Annotated in this window: 14 protein-coding genes; 9 read left to right on the plus strand and 5 right to left on the minus strand. The window is 42.2% G+C overall.

Annotated elements, in window-relative coordinates:
* Positions 1 to 151 precede the first annotated feature (151 nt).
* The gene (locus BLQ87_RS24235; protein WP_172664952.1) at positions 152 to 2587 is read left to right on the plus strand and encodes a TonB-dependent receptor; all 2436 of its coding nucleotides are present in this window, start codon (positions 152 to 154) and stop codon (positions 2585 to 2587) included.
* A gap of 13 nt (positions 2588 to 2600) precedes the next feature.
* Here BLQ87_RS24235 and BLQ87_RS24240 read toward each other — a convergent pair whose 3' ends face one another.
* The 3 genes from BLQ87_RS24240 to BLQ87_RS24250 form a co-directional block, all read right to left on the minus strand.
* The gene (locus tag BLQ87_RS24240; protein ID WP_074611503.1) at positions 2601 to 2930 is read right to left on the minus strand and encodes a helix-turn-helix domain-containing protein; all 330 of its coding nucleotides are present in this window, start codon (positions 2928 to 2930) and stop codon (positions 2601 to 2603) included.
* A 190-nt stretch (positions 2931 to 3120) separates the two neighbouring features.
* Complete coding sequence (locus BLQ87_RS24245) at positions 3121 to 3780, minus strand: hypothetical protein (protein ID WP_074611504.1); 660 nt, start codon at positions 3778 to 3780, stop codon at positions 3121 to 3123.
* Between the two features lie 63 nt (positions 3781 to 3843).
* On the minus strand, positions 3844 to 4395 hold the full coding sequence (locus BLQ87_RS24250) for an RNA polymerase sigma-70 factor (protein WP_172664953.1): 552 nt from the start codon (positions 4393 to 4395) through the stop codon (positions 3844 to 3846).
* Positions 4396 to 4839: 444 nt separating this feature from the next.
* Here BLQ87_RS24250 and BLQ87_RS24255 point away from each other — a divergent pair, with 444 nt between their 5' ends.
* The 6 genes from BLQ87_RS24255 to BLQ87_RS24280 are packed head-to-tail and all read left to right on the plus strand — an operon-like array spanning position 4840 to position 14665.
* Positions 4840 to 5892: a FecR family protein gene (locus BLQ87_RS24255; protein WP_074611505.1), complete on the plus strand. Its 1053-nt coding sequence runs from the start codon at positions 4840 to 4842 to the stop codon at positions 5890 to 5892.
* 31 nt (positions 5893 to 5923) lie between these two features.
* Positions 5924 to 9424 (plus strand): SusC/RagA family TonB-linked outer membrane protein, encoded by a 3501-nt coding sequence (locus BLQ87_RS24260; RefSeq protein WP_083362035.1) that lies wholly within the window; start codon positions 5924 to 5926, stop codon positions 9422 to 9424.
* A 26-nt stretch (positions 9425 to 9450) separates the two neighbouring features.
* On the plus strand, positions 9451 to 11046 hold the full coding sequence (locus BLQ87_RS24265) for a SusD/RagB family nutrient-binding outer membrane lipoprotein (protein ID WP_074611506.1): 1596 nt from the start codon (positions 9451 to 9453) through the stop codon (positions 11044 to 11046).
* 16 nt (positions 11047 to 11062) lie between these two features.
* Positions 11063 to 12073, plus strand: a complete 1011-nt coding sequence (locus BLQ87_RS24270) for a glycosyl hydrolase family 18 protein (RefSeq protein ID WP_074611507.1) — start codon at positions 11063 to 11065, stop codon at positions 12071 to 12073.
* A gap of 46 nt (positions 12074 to 12119) precedes the next feature.
* A complete protein-coding gene (locus BLQ87_RS24275) occupies positions 12120 to 13463 on the plus strand; it encodes a glycosyl hydrolase family 18 protein (protein ID WP_172664954.1) in 1344 nt (447 codons plus the stop codon).
* Between the two features lie 2 nt (positions 13464 to 13465).
* Positions 13466 to 14665 carry a DUF5009 domain-containing protein gene (locus tag BLQ87_RS24280; RefSeq protein ID WP_074611509.1) on the plus strand — a complete coding sequence of 400 codons (1200 nt, stop codon included), beginning with the start codon at positions 13466 to 13468 and terminating at the stop codon, positions 14663 to 14665.
* Here the strand turns inward: BLQ87_RS24280 and BLQ87_RS24285 are convergent, their stop codons facing one another.
* Positions 14666 to 15247 carry an RNA polymerase sigma factor gene (locus BLQ87_RS24285; RefSeq protein ID WP_074611510.1) on the minus strand — a complete coding sequence of 194 codons (582 nt, stop codon included), beginning with the start codon at positions 15245 to 15247 and terminating at the stop codon, positions 14666 to 14668.
* Between the two features lie 77 nt (positions 15248 to 15324).
* On the opposite strand from BLQ87_RS24285, the gene BLQ87_RS24290 reads away from it, so the two are divergent.
* The gene (locus tag BLQ87_RS24290) at positions 15325 to 15888 is read left to right on the plus strand and encodes a thiamine pyrophosphokinase (protein ID WP_074611511.1); all 564 of its coding nucleotides are present in this window, start codon (positions 15325 to 15327) and stop codon (positions 15886 to 15888) included.
* Positions 15885 to 16379, plus strand: a complete 495-nt coding sequence (locus tag BLQ87_RS24295; RefSeq protein ID WP_074611512.1) for a GNAT family N-acetyltransferase — start codon at positions 15885 to 15887, stop codon at positions 16377 to 16379. The genes BLQ87_RS24290 and BLQ87_RS24295 overlap by 4 nt, the downstream gene beginning before the upstream one ends.
* 3 nt (positions 16380 to 16382) lie before the next feature.
* Here BLQ87_RS24295 and BLQ87_RS24300 read toward each other — a convergent pair whose 3' ends face one another.
* The gene (locus BLQ87_RS24300; protein WP_074611513.1) at positions 16383 to 19697 is read right to left on the minus strand and encodes a S41 family peptidase; all 3315 of its coding nucleotides are present in this window, start codon (positions 19695 to 19697) and stop codon (positions 16383 to 16385) included.
* Positions 19698 to 19706: the final 9 nt, after the last annotated feature.

A 19706-nucleotide genomic window follows, 5' to 3' on the forward strand; every position in this document is an offset into this window, starting at 1 on the left:
CAGGAATCCGCTATGCCTTTATATTTCATCGATGTTGTTTAAAAAAATAAATGCCTGCTTTAGGCGCGTCAATTGTAACGGCACTTCTGAAAGCTGCCGCTGCAAAAGAAAAAAAATCCGCAACCCTAATTTCTTAAATGATCCTCAATATATGAAAGCAACACTGTCCTTTTTATGTTTGTTTATTTGTTCTCTATATATTCATGCCCAGCCTCACCGTATTACCGGCCGACTGGTAGATGAAAAAGAAAAACCGGTTGGCTATGCCGGGATTTATCTTTTTAAATCTCCGGATTCATTAAAGGTGACGACCGCAATGACTGATTCCCTGGGATATTTTCAGCTAAACGGAGTTCCCAAAGGAAGCTACAAAGTTAAGATCAATTATGTTGGATACCTGAGCTATACCAGTCATGTATTGGACCTAAGCGGACCGCATCAGGTACTTTCTTTAGGGAGCATTAAGCTGTTAGAAGACAGTCGCCTTCTTCATACAGTAGAAATTGCTGCTTCCAGACCATTGCTCGAGCAGCGACTGGATAGAATGGTGATGAATGTAGAAAACAGTGTTCTTAGCCAGGGAAGTACTGCTTTGGAATTGTTATCAAAAGCACCCGGTGTAACTATCGATGACAGTGGGGAAATTAGTTTGAAAGGCAGGCCCGGAACTACGGTTATGATCAATGGAAAACTGACCTATTTGTCGGGAAGCCAGCTGGCGAATCTGCTTCGTGGAACAGCATCTAACACAGTGTCCAGAATAGAAATCATGGCAAATCCTTCCGCACGCTATGATGCTGCGGGTAAGGGAGGAATCATCAATATCCTGCTTAAGAAAAATGTAAAAACGGGATTGAATGGAAATGTTTCTGTTAATGGGGGAGCTGGAAGAGGAGCCCGTCTTGGCGGAGGGACTGATCTCAATTACCGAACGGAGAAAATCAATGTGTTTGGGAATTACAATTACTTTTTCCAGAATTTAAAAGGAAATACCAATACCGACCGAACATTCTTTACCGACCAGTCGGCAACACAGATGCCTTCGCGCGTTTCCCGGCAGGAAACGGTGGAAACTGCAAAATTACGGTCCCAGAATTTTCGTGCCGGCATGGATGTATTTATCAATGAGAAGAATACTTTGGGCTTTCTGATCAATGGTGGGGTAGGAAAATATCCTTCTCTTCAGAAGACAAAAAACATGTTATACAATGGTGCCGGGAATGAACAGTTGTGGGATAGCAGAACGCTTACAGAAGGAAAGGAAAGATGGGAGGATATGCTTTACAATGTGAACTATCTGCACCGTTTTGATGATAAGGGGCATGAACTTACCCTGGATATGGATTACGTGAGCCATTTCTCTAAAATGGATCAGCAGTTAGATACCCGGTATATGGATCCATCAGGGGCAACAATTCGGGTACCTGGCTCACGTCGGGGAGATCTTCCTTCCAGCAATGACATCTACGTGGCTAAACTGGATTACACCTTGCCATTGGGAGGCTCAGGGAAGTTGGAGAGCGGTTGGAAAGGCAGCTATGTACAAACGGAGAACAACCTGAAATATGATACCTTAAAGAATGAAATTTATCTGCGGGATGCCGGGACCAGTAATCACTTTAAATATAAAGAGCAAATCCAGGCAGGCTATGTTAACCTGAAGTATGCTTTTGGGAAATTCAGCTTTCAGGTCGGTCTGAGAGGTGAGTATACTTTCACGAGAGGACATCAGATTACCACGGATTCTTTAGTCACGCGGGAATATTTTAAAGTGTTTCCCAGTGTCTTCCTGAATCAGGAACTTAATGAAAATCATAAACTACAGATTGGTTACAGCAAAAGGATTGAACGTCCCAGTTATTGGGATCTGAACCCTTTTCGAATATATGTTGACCCTTTTAGCTACGAAGAAGGAAATCCTTATCTGCAGCCAGCGATTGTGAACTCCTTCGAGCTGGGATATAGCTTTAAATCGAAGTATCATGCTAACCTGACCTATAGTCGGAGTAATGATGTGATTAGTAACATTGTGGGTGGTTTTGGAGCACAGAATATGACTTTTTTGAAACCCGAAAATCTGGCCACCTTTGTTAACTATGGATTGAGCATTACCGGTTCAACTGATTTTACCACCTGGTGGACAGGAACGCAGTTTGCCAATCTGTTCCGCAATGAATTTACAGTAAACGATAAAGGGCTTAGAACGGCTTTGAAAGGAAACAGTTTCACTTTTGATTCACAAAATTCTTTTAAAATAGGGCAAGGCTGGAAAGCTGAACTTAATGGTTTGTACCGTTCTAAAGCATTATCTGGTATTTTTAGCACCAAGGGCTACTATATGGTTTCTGTAGGGGCGAAAAAGGAATTGATCGAGGGAAAGGCAAGCCTTAACCTGATGGTTAATGATATTTTTAAGAGTGCTCGATATCAGCACTCTGCCAATTATGGAGGGATTAAGACGTACAGCTATGAACGTCCGGATAGCCGCTCAGTAATTCTTTCCTTCTCTTATCGTTTTGGCTCAGGCCCTTCCGCGGAGAAAGCACGCAGCACGGGAAGTCAGGAGCTTAAGGACCGAATAAAATAAAATGACGGGAGGGCTAGTTGATGAAAGAGTAGCAGTGCTTCTTCTCGCCCTCCAGTTTTTGCTTCCCGAGGAGGCCACAGCGATGAAATCTATTTAAACAAAGTTGGACCGTGGCGATGCTGATTTTTACACCCGTTCTTTTAAGGGTCATCCAAAGCTCTTCGGTATTGATCACTACCTGTTTAGTATAGAGAAATTCGAGTAATAGGCGATCAAATGGAGTTAAATAAGATCCTTTCGCATTTTCCGCTCTTAAAAATAACTCGGCTAATTTATCGGCGTTGCAGTCACTTTGATCGACATTTATCTCTTCTTCCGGTAAATCTAATTGTTCATTCTTCATATTCAATCCAGCTCTTATATACTATTATCATAAGTTCTGCTTTTCCCCTACATTATTTAGAATAAATTTAAATAATTTATTGAAATGAAAAATGGAATAAGGATAGATACTGTTATGAATAATAAATGGATTCGACAATATGGTCGTAAGATCGTTTTAGGAAATCAGGTGCTTCTACTGAATATGTTGCTTAAAGAAGGCCAAAATCGTTCCTGAGGTTTATCACCAGGGCTGGTGGCATATCCATCAGCACGTGGTTCTCTATGATCAGAAGTTTATCTTTTTTGAGGGGGTAATAGGCAAGGAGGTATTTCTGTCCTTTCCTGAGGCAGATCTTTTTGCTGATTTGATGTCCGTCGGATGCAGTATATAGTACCTGGGTATATTTATCCTGAGCAGAGGTGTTGCTGAGCATCATATTGCCGGAAAGCTGGATATTGATGTCATTATCTATTTGACTTCGCATGCTTACTTTGCTGTTTGTTCCTAGTTTCATCAACAGGCCCTGGAATTCTTTTTCTAAGAAAGGTTGGGAGCTGTCAGATTGAAAGACCATTTGCTGATTGGAATGAAGCGTTTGCTTTTGAGAGAAAAACAAGAGTGTGCTGATCAATAATAAACCCGCAGCCACGGATCCCCATAACGTATGCATTTTATATTTATGGAAACGGTCCTGTTTTTGATTTTTTCCTTGAATCTGCGACCAGATACGGGAGTCAGAACCATCTTCGATTCCAATTTCGGGAAGATCATCATCTTCATCTGCACCCTCAAGCCACTGCTCATAAGCTAACCACTCTTCTTTAGAAGCGTCGCCTGATAAGCATTTTTTTAGTGTTTCCGGGTTCATAATTATGGGTTGTTGTTATAATATTATCATGACAAGGGCTTGTCCCCTATGTGTTTAGATCATTTAACTGATCGGATATTGTTCCAGCCCTTTGCGTATAAATTTTAAGGCTTTAGTGAGTTGATTTTCTACTGTTTTCTCAGAAATCAGGAGGTTCAAAGCAATTTCACGATTGTTGAGTCCTTCATTACGGCTGAGTTCGTAAACGGCTTTGCAGCGTTGAGGAAGCAAGTCAACCAGTTTGTCAATTTCGGCTCTTAAAAAAGTATATAATATTTGCTCTTCGGTATGGGAGTCGGAGTTGTTCTGCCTGCTTAGCAATTCATCCATTTTCTTAGTCTTTCGGATTTCATCACTATAGCTTCGTGCAATCCGGAAACGGATCGCACGGACGAGGTAGTTTTCTACCGTTTCCTCTTCCAATAGAATCTTATCTTTTCGTTGCCAGATGGAAGTGAAAACTTCCTGCACAAGTCCTTCAGCACGGTAAACATCCCCAAGGTATTTATAGGCCAATTGATATAATTTCTTCCAATAGGTTTGGTAAAGATGAAAGAATGAGGTTTCATCAATTTTGATCTGTCCTTTTGAATTAGATGTAGGTTGTCCTGACACGATTTACGTTGATTAAGCGGCAAAGTTAACATAATTTAGAATGATTAAAGATTAGATGAAAAAGAATCGGATGTAATACCGTCCTGATATCGATCATTTTGTCCGATATCGACCATATTTTATTTTTATTAAATCGTTATTGTGTTGATTATTTAGTCTTGTCCTTTATCTTCTGCTAAAATATACACAATGGACAAAAATATCGAACAGCAGGTTTTATCATAAAAGAAGAAAAAAACAGTGCTTTTTATGCTTTTGGGAGTGGTCCTGCTGGTCGTTGTTATTTTTGTCATAGTCTGGTACCTACCCTTCGTCAATCAGAAATTACTCCATTTTTTTGACTAACCTCCAGCTTATACCCATAAAAAAAATATATTTCAAAATCCTTTGGTAAAAAATCAATTCTTCCTGCACTTGTATTGGTAAACCCATATAACCGCCGGAATGAAATACGATGCTTATGCCATTGAAGACTTTTTAACTGAAGAAAGCTTTGTTAATTATTGCCTGGGAACTCAGCAGGAAGATGTTTTGTTCTGGAAAAATATCCTGAAGGAGCAACCTGAGCTGGAAGAAAGAATCCATAAAGCAAAAACGCTTTTCTTTTTACTCGCTGTCAAGATCGACCCCCGGGAAAAACAACAGGAGCTAAACAAGCTTAAGCTGGCAATAGAAGGTACGGAACAGCAAGTCGAGCTCCTGGAAGAAGTGCCGGTAAGGCGTCTCATGAGTCGCAGTTCCTGGATATCTATTGCAGCCACAATTCTGCTTTGCATTGGTGTTTATTCCTTATTCAACAAAAAGGAATATGGGAATCAAATTCAGCCATATGCTGCGGGTGCTAAAAGTATGCTCCTAAAGACGGCTTACAATGAAAGAAAGACCCTTATCCTCGGTGATGGAACTAAAGTAACCATCAATGGATCAACAGAACTAAAACTGGATGATCATTATAATCAGGAAAAGAGAGTTCTCTGGCTAAATGGAGAAGCTTATTTTGAGGTTGCTCAAGATAAAGAAAAGCCTTTTATTGTCATTTCCGGTACAACAACGACAACCGCCTTAGGAACGTCCTTCAAAATCAATAATTACAACAACCGGGCACATACATTAGTCATGCTCAATTCCGGAAAAGTCAGTGTCGGCTCCCTGGTGAATGAGAAAGTCGTAGACCATTTACAACTTGTTCCGGGTGAACAGGTAGAGGTTACATCCGATAGATTTGCCAAATCAACCTTTAACCTGGAGGAGATCGACAATTGGAAAAACCGTAAACTGGTGTTCTCGATGGCTTCTTTAAAAGAGATCAAATCAGTCTTAAAAGAAATCTACGGTATAGAAGTACGGAGTAGAAACCAACCGAAGAAACCAATTGCTTTTACCGGAACATTCGTCAATGAAGGGCTTAGCGAGGTACTTAAAGCCATAGGATTTTCTAACCATTTTACTTACACCATAAAAGATGATATCGTAACCCTGGATTTCGAAAAAAAATAACAAACCAACTAACCAAACCAACCAAACCAGTATGAAAAAAAACTTACCCCCCTATTATTTTTTTTATGGGCTTCTGCTAAAAACCTGTTTATGCTTTATTTTAATTATTTCCTTATCCGGGTATGCACAATCAAAGGATAAGCGATATTCTTTTAATTGGAAAAATACGACGGTCCTCAGTGCTTTTAAGCAAATTGAAGGTGAAGCAGGAGTTCATTTTTCTTACAATCCACTGGACTTAAATGTTAACACCCGGATTGACCTAAAGATTGAAAAACAAAAGATTGATGAAATCCTGAATGCAATTTCTAAAAAAGTAAGCATTAAATACCAGATTAATGGGCAGACCATTATGATTCAGTCTTACCGGCCGGTTCCAGAGATTAGTATTGTTTTTACCTTAACAGGGAGAGTGACTGATGAAAAGAAAGTCAGTATTCCCGGTGTTGTTGTTGTCAATACGAAGAACAACAAAACAGTGACAACCAACGCCGATGGCACATTCTCTATCCCTGCAGATCATGGTGATGTGATTCGTTTTAGGATGTTGGGCTTTCAGGAAACAGCAATTGTAGCAAACGAGCAGCAGAAAAGTGTGACGATTGTGCTAAAAGAAGCGACGACAGAATTACAAGAGGCAGTGGTGACTGCCTTAGGAATTAAAAGGGAGCAAAAATCTTTAGGATATGCCGTGTCTGAAGTAGATGGAAAGGGCCTAAAAAAAGCCAGAGAGATTAATGTCATTAACTCTTTAGCGGGGAAAGTTCCCGGATTGATCATTACCGGAACAGCAGGAGGCCCTGCAGGTTCTTCCCGCGTCATTATTCGTGGAAGCACAACCGTGACCGGTAATAACCAACCCTTGTATGTTGTAGATGGGGTTCCGATAGACAATTCCAATTACGGAGGAACGGGTTCAGGGCAATATGCTGCTGGTTTGGACCTGGGTGATGCGATATCTGCCATCAATCCGGATGACGTAGATAAGATCAGTGTCCTTAAAGGAGCCTCAGCTTCGGCGCTATATGGTGCCAGAGCGGCCAATGGGGTGATTCTGATCACAACAAAAAAAGGGGTTGGGTCAAAAGATTTGGGAATTGAATTTAACAATACATCATCTGTTGAAAGCCAGCTGACCAGCTACGACGGCTATCAATCGCTATATGGTCAGGGAACCAAGCAGCAGCTGAACACACTTGCCATACAGGATTATAATACGTTAACAAAGAATTTTGGTGCCAGGATCGATCCCGACCTAATGGTGATCACCGGAACGGGTGAACGTAAGCCCTATGCCTATGTAAAAAATAATATCGATGGTTTTTTCAGAACAGGTTCAACGTTTAACAATACGCTTTCGTTTACAAATGCCTCTGACGTTTCTTCCTTCCGTTTCTCGGCATCCAATCTGACGAATAAGGACATCATTCCTGCCAGTGGAATGCATAGAAACTCCTTCACCTTTAATGGAAGCTCTAAATTCGGATCTAAGATTACCCTGGAAGCAAGGGCCTTTTATATGAATGAAAAGGTCGACAACAGGCCTTCTCTGGCCGACGATCCTGCAAATATTGGAAATAGCTTTCTCTCCCTCGCAAATACAGTGGATCAGGCCCGGTTTAAGAATGAATATAGAAATGCCGATGGAAGCTATTTAGATTGGAACAACGGAAACCAATACCGCCTGAATCCTTATTGGGTGATCAATGAAATGAAAAATAAAACGACCAAGGATCGTTTGATGGGAACATTGCAACTCAACTATAGTATTTTAAGCTGGTTAAATCTTCAGGGAAGAGCATCTGCAGATCAGACGGACCTTGACTTTGAAAAGTTTAGCCCAAGATCTACGCCAGGCGCACTTACCGGAACGCTGGATCAAACTAAAAGAAAGTTGAAAACCATCGAGGCCGACTTATTGCTTTCTGCTGAAAGACAGGTCACTCCTTCCTTAAATTTATCAGCCCGTCTGGGGAGTAGCATTACCAGAAGCAGAGCAGATGGAAGTATCCTCCAGTTTACAAATCAAACGGTATTGGATGTGGTGAGTCCTACCAGTTATACTTCTCAGTCGGTACAGCCTACAGCGTATAGAAAATCGTTCAATTCCGTATATGGAATCATCGCCGCTGGTTATAAAGGCTATCTGTATGTGGATGCTACGCTTCGGCAGGATGCTTATTCTACTCTTGCTTTAGGTAAAAACAGCAAGCTTTACCCTTCATTAAGCGGAAGTTTTGTCTTCACAGAAGCACTCAAAATGGATAAAAGGATTTTATCATTCGGTAAAATCAGGGCATCCATCGCACAGGTGGCATCAGATACCGATCCTTACCTGACGGATGCTTATTATGCCACAAGTCCTTTGCCTTTTAAAGGACAGACTATCGGAGGAATTTCTACAAGTATAAAACCAAATAAAGACCTGAAACCGACTACGACACGTTCTTATGAGTTCGGAACAGAACTTAAATTCTTTGGTCAGCGATTGGGGCTTGACCTTACCTATTACAATTCAAAATCAAAAGATCAGCTGAATATTGTACCCGTTCCCCCTTCTTCAGGATATAGAAATGAGATCAAAAATGCCGGGGTGATCTCAAATGAAGGAATAGAGATTGCACTGAGTGGCACACCGATCAGCAGCAAGGACTTTACCTGGGATCTAAACTTCAGCTTTGCCAGAAATGTCAATAAAGTTGAGTCATTAGCACCGGGAACGCCTTTCTTAAGTCTATCTGATGCGCGTTGGATGGGCGTATCTGTAGTCGCACAGCCAGGCGCTTCTTATGGTGCAATTTTAGCCTTTGATTATCAAAAAGATCCTCAGGGAAATATTATTCTTAATCCGATAGACCTTCAACCCTTGTTAAGTCCTACCAGACAGATTATAGGTAAAGGAATCTTTGACTGGACGGGAGGATTGAGCAGTACGTTCCGGTACAAGAACTTTAGTCTGGGAACGATTTTCGACTTGAAATTCGGAGCAGACTTACTCTCGCTGACCAATTATTCTGCTGCCGGTGCCGGAAGTTTGAAAACAACACTGGGAGGAAGAGCCGAGTGGATCAAATCTGAAGAAGATCGTCAGGCGGCAGGAAAAACCATTCAGGAATGGACAGCATCAGGCATGGTCAGAGGGTTCGTGCCAGTCGGTGTCGTGCAAACAGGCACCAATGCGGATGGAAGTCCTGTATATAGCCAAAATACGAAGGCAATGGACCCTTCGGTGTATTGGGGAAGAATTCTCGATGTTTCGAATTCTGTAGCCAGACCTTTTATTTATGATGCTTCTTATGTCAAAATCAGGGAGATCACTTTGAATTACCGCCTTCCTTCAACGCTGACCTCCAGATGGGGAGTGAAAGATGTTCAGGTGGGATTAGTAAGCAGAAATCCATTCATTCTTTATAAGAATGTGCCCAATGTCGATCCTGATTCCAACTACAATAATGGAAATGGACAAGGTATTGAATATGGTTCCCTGCCCGGTAGACGAAGCTTTGGCCTTAATTTAAATTTTAGATTTTAACAGGTAAGTATTTAAATAAGATGACAATGAAAAAGATTTTAAAGACATACCTCCTCAGTTTATTAACCATTGCAATGGCGTTTAGCGCCTGCAAAAAATTTGGGGATACAAATATTGATCCGACCAGGTCCTCTAATCTGGATCCTTCGGTACAGCTCTCTTTAATTCAGCTCCGGTTTTCCGGTGATCTGAACGTGAATGAGAGAACGACTTTTATGATGACTATGCCATTGGTTCAACACATCGCAGGACCATATAGCAACCGTTGGGGAGGGATTTATTTCCGGGATCCCAATATTATGGGGGTACTCTGGGAAGATTCCTATGGAACTGATCTCGTAAATGTAGTAGATGCAGTAAAAAGAACGACAAATGTCCCGGATAAAACAAACCTGAACGCCATTTGCCGCATCATGAAGGTATACAACTTTGCCAGGATGACTGATTTATATGGTGATCTTCCTTATAGTGAAGCTGGTCTCGGAACAAAAGCCAAATTTGATACTCAGGAGGAAATATATACTAGTTTTTTCCAGGAGCTAAAAGCGGCAAGGGCACAACTTGATGGCGCGAAGGATATCGTAAAAGGGGATTTATTTTATGGTGGAGACATCAATGCCTGGAAGAAATTTGCCAGCTCTCTGCATTTGCGCCTCGCCATGCGTCTGGTGAAGCGCGACCCTGCAAAAGCACAGGCCGAAGCTCAGCAAGCTTATAATGAAGGGGTGTTTACCAGCAATGGGGATGTTTGTAAGTTAGATCATGAAGATGTTCAGAATCCTTATGAGGATGGGAAAGGTAATATCCGTGGAAATGCTGTTTCGGCTTCCTTCTTTAATGGGGGAGGTGTTCCGGGGCGTTTCACAACCCCTTTTCTCGATCAGCTTCGGGTAACCAACGATCCCAGAATGAAATATATGGTGAAATATTATGTGGATATTCCCGGTGGAAACCCATTAAGCCGGATTGACCTTACAGAACCTCTGGTTGAAAAAGTAGGCTATGTTGGCGTGATTCCCGGACGTTATATCTGGGATGGCTTTTTATCGAACGTTATTGTTGATATTCCCGGAAAAGGGGCTTATACTGCCGTGAATAATGACCAGAAGGCCCAGCCGGCAAATTTCCTGCTCCGCTTCAATGCTCCCTTTTTACACCTCACCTATTCGGAGGTGGAGCTGTTGCTTGCAGAAGCTACTGTTCGGTTTGGCGCATCATTTGGCGGAACTGCCGCCAGCCATTATGAAAAAGGACTGACCGCTGCTTTTCAGCAATTGAGCTTTTTCCCTGGAGGGCCGACGGTACCAGCGAACGAAATCAATACTTTCATTCAGGGAAATCAATTGATTCCGGGCAGAGAGATAGAGACCATCAATAAACAACTCTGGATTACTTTATTCTTAAACGGACCTGAGGCCTATGCCAACTGGAGAAGATCTGGTTTTCCCAATTTAATCCCTGCAGTAGGAGATTCTGAAACAGGAGAGAGCCTGACGATTCCGAGGAGATTTGAATATCCTTTCACGGAAGAGGAGCAAAATAAGGAAAACTTCCAAAAAGTTTTACCGGCACTGGGTGGCGTAGATAGCTGGACCAAACGAGTTTGGTGGGATAAAGAGTAACGTATAAAAGAGAATTATGAAACCTATAAAATTGTTTTTTCAGCTGATCTGCCTTTCGCTGATACTTACTGGTTGTAGTAAGACTCCGGTAAAGGCCGCTGAACCGGAAATTAAAAAAGAAGATCCTAAAAAAGAGGAATCTGGCCGCTTTAAAGTGGTGGGCTATATGTTCGCTGGAGGTGATTTACTGGCGGAATCTGCCAAGATTGACCTGAGTAAAATTACTCATTTAAACATCGCGTTTATTAACCCGGATGCTTTGGGTGTTTTTGCTCCTGTAGCGGGATTAACAGAATTGGTAAAGAAAGCACACCTGCAGCAGGTGAAGGTGATTGCTGCTATCGCCGGTGGTGATCCGCCACAGTATCTTAAAGAACTGCTCAAGCCGGACAAAAGGAAAATATTGGTAGACGGATTAATGCAATTGACGCGAACCTATAACCTGGACGGAATAGATGTGGACCTGGAGGGTGATTTTGTAAATGAACATTACGAAGCCTTTGTAACCGATTTATCTGCCGCGCTTAAAAAGGAAAGTAAACTGATGACTGCTGCGGTGGCGACCTGGAACTCTGCGGCCTATTCTGATAAAGCCCTGGCTTTACTGGACCTGATCAATATCATGTCTTATGACCAGACCGGTCCATGGAGAAAGGATAAACCGGGCCCTCATTCCACCTATGAGGCTGCAGAAATTGATTTTAACCATTGGAACGTGTTAAGAGGCATTCCCGCAGAAAGACTCGTTCTGGGGCTCCCTTTTTACGCCTATGGGTTTGGAGCTGATATTCCGGAAAGCCTGACTTATGGAGATATCGTACAAAGGTATCCGGGAGCCGAAAAGGTTGACCTCTGGGAATTGCCTGGTAAAGGAACGTTTTATTACAACGGCTGGCCTACCATAAAGAAAAAACTTTCCTATGCCTTACAAAAGAAAGCCGGGGGAGTGATGATCTGGCAGCTTTTAGGAGATGCCGGCGGAGAGCATTCTTTGCTGAAGGCGATTCATGGGGATATTAAAAATTAATAAGATTTAAATACATATGATGAATTCATCATTAAAGACATATGACATGGGAAATATAAAATACTTATTGCTTTCCTTCTTTTTGCTTGCCTGCTTAGCCGGATGTAAAAAAGGAAAGGAAGCCGATTACGATGATAATTTTCATCCCAGGATTATAGACAATAGCGGGGTTTTTACCAGCCCAAGCAGAATCATATTCCAGGGGCAGTCTGCCATATATTCAGGTTTGGCCTTCTCTCCAAAACCAATCGAGAAAACCAGGATTTCCTGGAAGCTGAACAATAAGGAAGTATCTACGGATACGGCCTTTACTTTTACTCCTGAAGCAGGAGGAGAGTATGAAATTAAAGTAGAGGCAACCTATAATGGACAGACCTCCACCCGGATTTCAAAGGTGCTGGTTAGCCCGTCGACGTATACCCCGAAAGCTTTTACAAATGTAGCCGTAGCTTACCTGACAGAAAATGCGACGGCTGCAAGTGTAGATTATACAACGGTAACGCATATCGTGTATACAGGAGCAAGGGTAACACCTACCGGAGCTGTTGATTTCTCGAAAGGCAACCAGGCCCAGAATCTTGATGAACAGGTGGCCCGGGCGCACATTAATAAAGTGCCATTGTTATTAGGGGTAACAGGAACCTTATCAGGAGTAGATGGCTGGTCGCTTTATAATAATGCTGATTTTGGTGCTGTGATCAGTGATCCGGGGAAAAGAGCTGCATTGGCAACGACCGTAGCTCAATATGTCACGGACCACAAAATAGATGGCGTAGATATCCTCATGACGGATCTTGGAAATGACGATGGGGCAGTGACGACCAAAAGCATGCAGTCTATAGGGCCCTTTTTAACACTGCTTCGCGCAGCGCTGCCTACACAAATATTAACGGTTTCTGTGACGACCAATTATTTGCATTGGGATTATCCGGTAGCAGATTTCAGCAAAGCAAACTGGGTAAATGTGCATGCCTATGAAGATGGTGCCCATGTTGGCCCGAATGCGCCGCTAGGTCAGCCTTCTGGTTTTGATTTTATGGTTGCAGGAGCTGATATCTGGAAAAATAAAATGCCTAAAGATAAATTAGTCATCGGGATTCCTGCATTTGGATTACGTTTCAATGAGATCAATGCTGCAGGAAATAACCTCGGTTGGGGCTCTTATGATTATATGCCTTTTAAAGAGATTATGGCGGCAGATCCCAATGCTTACAATAAAGAAAAAGCAGAGATCAAATTTGGCGTATATTACAATGGCATTCCTTTGGTGGATAAAAAAGCGGCTTACATTAAAGCGAATGGGTTTAAAGGTGCTTACCTCTATGCTGGCGATTATGATGTAAAGGGCGCAAATTCCTTAATGGGTGCAATTTATAAAACACTACACTAAGGATGACCACCATACCATTGAAAGAAGATTCCGTACCACGTCTGGTCGCGATTGACGCCTTGAGAGCAGGAGTAATGGTGCTCATGATCTTTGTGAATGACCTCTGGACATTAACGGGAATTCCGTCATGGCTGGAGCATGCGCCTGCAGATGCAAATTATATGGGACTTGCCGATGTGGTATTTCCTGCGTTTTTATTCATCGTTGGCTTATCTGTGCCATATGCGATTCAAAGCAGACAAAAAAAAGGAGACGATAACCTGCAGCTGTTTTTTCACATCTCTTCCCGAACGGTTGCCCTGTTGGTCATGGGATTTTTTCATGTGAACATGGAGAGTTATAGTGATACTGCAAGTCTGAGCAAACCAATCTGGCAGATTTTGGTAACCATTGGCTTCTTCCTGGTCTGGTTGGATTATACTTCCTATAAACCAGCTTTAAGCAAAGCCTTGAAAGCAATAGGTATCCTATTGTTAATTGGGATGGCAATTTTGTTTGAAAGTGATAACTCTTCCGGAATTATGGCAATGAAAGTACAATGGTGGGGCATCTTAGGCCTGATTGGGTGGGCTTATTTTATTTCCAGCTGTGTGTTCCTATTTTCGGGGGGAAAGCTGGTGCTACAGATTGCAGCATTTGTATTTTTCCTGTTTTTTAGTGCTGCCAATAATTTAGGCTGGCTGGAATTTCTTTCCGGAGTACGTCCATACGTTTGGATTGCCGGAGATGGAGCTATGCCCGCCTTGCCTCTTGCCGGAGTTATCACCGCTTTACTTTATCGGCGATTTGGAAGCAAAAGCTCCAGGTTCTGGGTCAGTGTCATTGCATTTAGTGTGTTGTTACTACTGTTTGGATATTTGACCAACCCAATCTGGGGAATCTCAAAAATCAGGGCTACACCATCCTGGACAAGTATCTGTGCCGGAATCACCGCGCTTACTTTTGCTCTGATCGTTTACCTCACGGAGATCTTGAACCAACGGAACTGGTATTTGCCAATTAAGGCTGCGGGAACGAGTACATTGACCTGTTATCTTTTGCCTTATATTCATTATGCCCTCCTCACCCTGTTTAGTATCCCTCAATTGCCGGCTTTCCTACGAACAGGAGGAATTGGTTTGGTTAAGTCGTTGGTGTATGCGCTGATGATTGTGATAATTACCGGGCTATTGGAAAAGAGAAAGATCCGATTGAAAATTTAATTAAAAGAAAGGCCAGATAAAGAGAAGATTTTCACGCAAAGCGCTGATGGCACTATGGAGGGTATTGTAAACCGTTCTTTCTGTCAACAGCGTTTTGTGTGCAATATCTTTAAAGGACAGGCATTCAAAATAACGCATCAGAATAATCTCCTTCTGTCTTGGCGTTAACTTGGCAAGGGCATACTTTAATCTCTTTTTAAGGTACTCATCTTCCTGACTGGCGATTAAGATCGATTCATAAGATTTTACACTGAGCATCTCTTCACTGACTTCTTCCAGAGGCAGTTTGAGGTCAGGGTCGTTGCTGAATGATTTTTGATACGTCTTATAAATGATCCGCTTATAGATCGTAAAAACATACTGTTGAATGTTCCCTACATTGGCCAGTTTATCCCGGATTGCCCAAAGTTCTATAAACAGATTCTGAATACTTTCTTTAATCAACTCCGGATCCCGGTACAAGGATAGGCCAAAGCGGTATAAATCATCATAAAAAAGGTTGAAGCAGGTATACAGTCCTTGTTTTTCCCCTTCCACTAATAGCTTCCAGTTCTTTATGATACTGCGGCGATGATCATCCATACATGAGTAGTGCTTTATCTGGAAAGGCTGGTTTGAATTAGACGAAAATAAGAAAAAAAATAAGATATATTTGCCTTATGTCATCACATCATATCGTTAGAGAAAAACAGGAGCCAGCGCTGTATATCCATCATTTAGGCGCTTTCAATGAAGAATATCTGGGGCAATTGCTGGAATGGAGCCCAACCTTAATTGTCAATTCCTCTCTTTATGAGAAATTGATCAGTCTCGGTTTAAAAGTCGACATTGTGGTCAATGCGACTGGTCAGGATTTCTTTCAGGAGAATACGAAGATTATTCGGGCTTCTACAAATGAACTCGATGCGGTACTTGATTACCTGATTGCAGAGAAATACCCTGCTGTTAATGTCATTGATGCAAAGAGTAACCTGAGAGAATTGGGAAGTTATATCTCGGAAATTAATATCGTCGTGTTTACTGAAACGGAAAAAGCATACGCCATCAAGTCAGGATTTAGCATTTGGAAACCTAAAGGCAGCATCTTTCACATAGAAGTGGTCTCTTATTTTGAAACAAGTAACCTGAAACAAGATGAAAATGGTGATTTTAGTGTAATTAATGACGGCTTTGTAACGTTTAACTTTACAACACCTTATTTGTTTATCAGTGAAAAGCTATGATACAGCTTAGAAAAGGAAAAGAAAAGGACCTTCCGGTGATTCAGGAAATTGCCCGTTTAACCTGGGGGCCTGCTTACGGTGCAATTACCAGCCAGGAGCAGATCGATTACATGTTGGAAAAGATGTATAATAAAGGGATTTTACTGGAGCAGCTTTTAGAGGGATATGTATTCCTGATTGCTGAAATCAATACCAAAGACGTCGGTTTTGCATCTTACTCTGTTACAGATCCTATCAATAAAATCTATAAGTTACACAAACTTTATGTTTTGCCCGAATGCCATGGGAAAGGTGTAGGGAAATTTCTGATCAACGAAGTTCTGGATAAAATAAAGGCAGAAGGTGGCTTACGATTAGAGTTGAATGTTAACCGGGAAAACAGGGCTAAAGACTTTTATGAAAGCGCAGGCTTTATCATAAAAGAAACCGTTAACGTTGATATCGGTAACGGTTTCTTTATGAATGATTATGTCATGCAAAAGATCATCTAAGGCTTAATGCCCTCTGATCGGATCTTTAGGTCTTGTTACATTTGGATATTTATAAGTCTTCATTTCTTCCTGAAGTTGTTGAACGGTACGCTCTAACTGAGGGTCTCTTCCTTCCAACAGGTCTTTTGGCGTTTGTTCCACAAAGATGTCAGGAGCGACACCTTCATTTTCAATGATCCATTTTCCATTGGTATCATAAATTCCAAAGTTTGGAGAAGTGATGCTTCCGCCGTCAATCAGACTTGGATAACCACTGATGCCTACCAGGATGCCCATAGTGGTACGACCAACAAGTTTACCTAGTCCTTTGTTTTTAAACATATAAGGCATCATATCACCTCCTGAACCTGCATTCTCATTGATCAGCATTGCTTTTGGACCGAAAATTCCATTACCTGGAGTGGTAAAGCTTTTGCCGTCTCTGATGGCCCAGTAACTAATTAACTCACGGCTTAACAGGTCGATTACATAATCTGCAACCCAACCACCACCATTGTTTCTTTCGTCCATCAGAAGGGCCTTTTTGTCCATCTGAGAGAAGTAATAACGGTTGAAATAGGAATAACCATCAGGACCGGTATTTGGCATGTATACATAAGCAATTTGTCCGTTGCTCAGTTTATCTACCCTTTTACGGTTGTTCTCTACCCAGTCCATTTTTCGCAACTCCATCTCCTGACCTACATTGACTGGTACTACGACCACTTCTCTCGCACCTTCAAGGCTTGGTTTGCTGTTGATCTTTATGGCAACCTGTTTACCTGCTTTAAAATCAAAGAAGCTATAGATCGATGTTTTTGCCGTTAAAGGAACTCCTTCAATGGCAACAATGTAATCACCTTCCTTAATGTTTAATCCAGGTTCTGCAAGCGGAGCTTTAAAACTCGGGTTCCAGTCCAGACGGGTAAAGATTTTACCAATCTTATAAAAACCATTGTTCACTTCATAGTCTGCACCTAGCATACCCACACCAACTGCAGGAGCATTGGGTTCGTCGCCTGGATAGATATAGTTGTGCCCAACTACCATTTCGCCCATCATTTCATTAAACAAATACGAAAGGTCAGAACGGTGGTTCACGTAGGGTAAGAATTTTTCGTACTTCACCTTCATTGCTGGCCAGTCTGCACCATGCATGTTTTCTACATAGAACAGGTCTTTTTCCATTTTCCAGACCTCGTTAAACATTTGTTTCCACTCCGCGGCCGGATCAACCAGTACCTTAATCCCATCCAGTTTTACCTTGCCACTCTCTGATGTTGCCGGTTTTTTTGCTGCATCCACGATGTAATAATTACCTCTTGAACTGTACATCATAGATTTTCCATCCGCACTGACACTTAGGTTGTTCACTCCGCTGGCTAAATTGGTTGTTTCCATTTTTTTCAGGTCAAGGGTCCCAAGTTCACCATTTCTGAAATAAAGAAGTTGTCCCTCCACATTTCCATCCAAAGCCTGAATACTACCCGCTGGAATAGGTAATGCAATCACCCGTGTACTTAAATCAGCAAGGTCTATCTCGATAGATTTTTTTTCAGGAACAGCGGGTTTCTCTTTGCTTTTGTCCTCTTTCCCTTTTTTATCCTTTTTTGATTCTTCTGTTTTCTTAGCTGGCTGTTCGTCAGGCTTTACACTTTCTTCATCACTTTCTGTTTTATATAAGGAAGGTGTTTTTTTAGAAAGGATTAAGGCATAAGCATTGTAATTTACCGGACGTTGGTAGGCTGACATGTGCAGGCCACTATTGGTCAATCCTACATCTGTACTTGCGGTAAAAAACAGGTATTTGCCATCACGGCTAAAACTTGGCGCGTTTACATTGCTCATTCCATCTGTAACCTGGGTATGGCTCGCCTTATCTACATTGTAAAGGAAGGCCGCACTTACTGCATTTGGAAGTGTAGCCACATAAGAAATCCATTTGGAATCCGGAGACCAGGCAGGTTGTAGCGCGCTATAGCTTCTGCCAGGACTTGAACCGTCCTTATCGGCTTTCACCAAAACTGGTTTCCTGTCATTAATGTCAATGTAAAAAAGATTCAGGTGGGTATCACCATAGACAAGTTTCTTACTATCCGGCGACCAGATCGGTTGGTAATAGAAAGGCATGTTCCCTAAAGAAATATAGATTGGTGCTTCTTTCGTTACCTGATTCAACAGCACCAATTGATAGCTGCCATTCTTATCGGAAAGGTAAGAGATATATTTCCCGTCGGGCGACCAGGAAGGGAATTTCTCGTAGCTACCCGGAGAGTTGGAAATGTTTCTTGCATCTCCTTTTTCTTTGGGTACAGAAAAGATTTCCCCGCGACTTTCAAACAAGGCCCTTACTCCTGTAGGAGAAATCTCCGTGCCACCGATAGCGCCGGCCATGTCAATATAATGAGGACGTTTATAAGGTGCGTCGGCCTGAATGCTAATAGAAATTGATTTCACTTTACCATTCGCTGTTTCCAGCAGATGAGCTTTTCCCCCTTGTTCAAAAGCCAATGCTCCCTGACCAGCAGTTAATGTTTTAATGTCATAATCCTTGAAATCGGTCAGCTTCTCTGTTTTTTTGCTGGAAACATCATAACTGAACAAGTTCATGGTAAGGTCTCTGTCTGAGAGGAAATAAACCTTGTTTCCCAGCCACTGTGGCTTCACATTGTTCGAGCCCGGACCAGGAATAATTTCTGTATGGTTTGTTTTAGTATCAAAGATCCAGATTTGAGGCATCCCTCCGCCGCGATAGCGCTTAAAGGCAACCCGGGCGCGTTCTGTCGGATCCGTATTTTTGATATATGCCCAATAACGTCCGTCTGGGGAAGGGCTTCCCTGAACGGCTTCAGGCATTGGCAAAGGCTGTTCTCCTGTGCCATCCAGATTCACCTTGTGGAGCCTTGGACTTAATGCAAAGTGAAAATCGCGAGTCGAGGTGAAGTACAGTTGATCGTTTCCAATCCAGCCTCTAAGGAGGTCCTCATTCGGATGAAAGGTGACTCTTTTTGGTGCTCCACCTTCGATAGGAATGACATATACATCTGTGTTCCCATCGTAATTCCCGGTAAATGCAATCTGCTTTCCATCAGGAGAAAAAAGAGGATTTTGCTCTACTGCAGGATTTACAGTCAATCTTCTCGGGTTACTTCCGTCTTTTCCGGAGATCCAGATATCACCACCGTATACAAAGGCCAGGTGATTGGCACTTACAGCCGGACTGCGGATTAACAATGTTTCTTGTTGTGCCGCTGCAGTAAAAGCGACACTCATGGTCATGCAGACTGATAATGCGGTGGCTGCAAGAAAGGTTAGTTTGTTCGGTTTAATAAAACTCATAAAGGGGCG

This window comes from Pedobacter steynii, assembly GCF_900103665.1.
Classification (GTDB): Bacteria; Bacteroidota; Bacteroidia; order Sphingobacteriales; family Sphingobacteriaceae; genus Pedobacter; species Pedobacter steynii.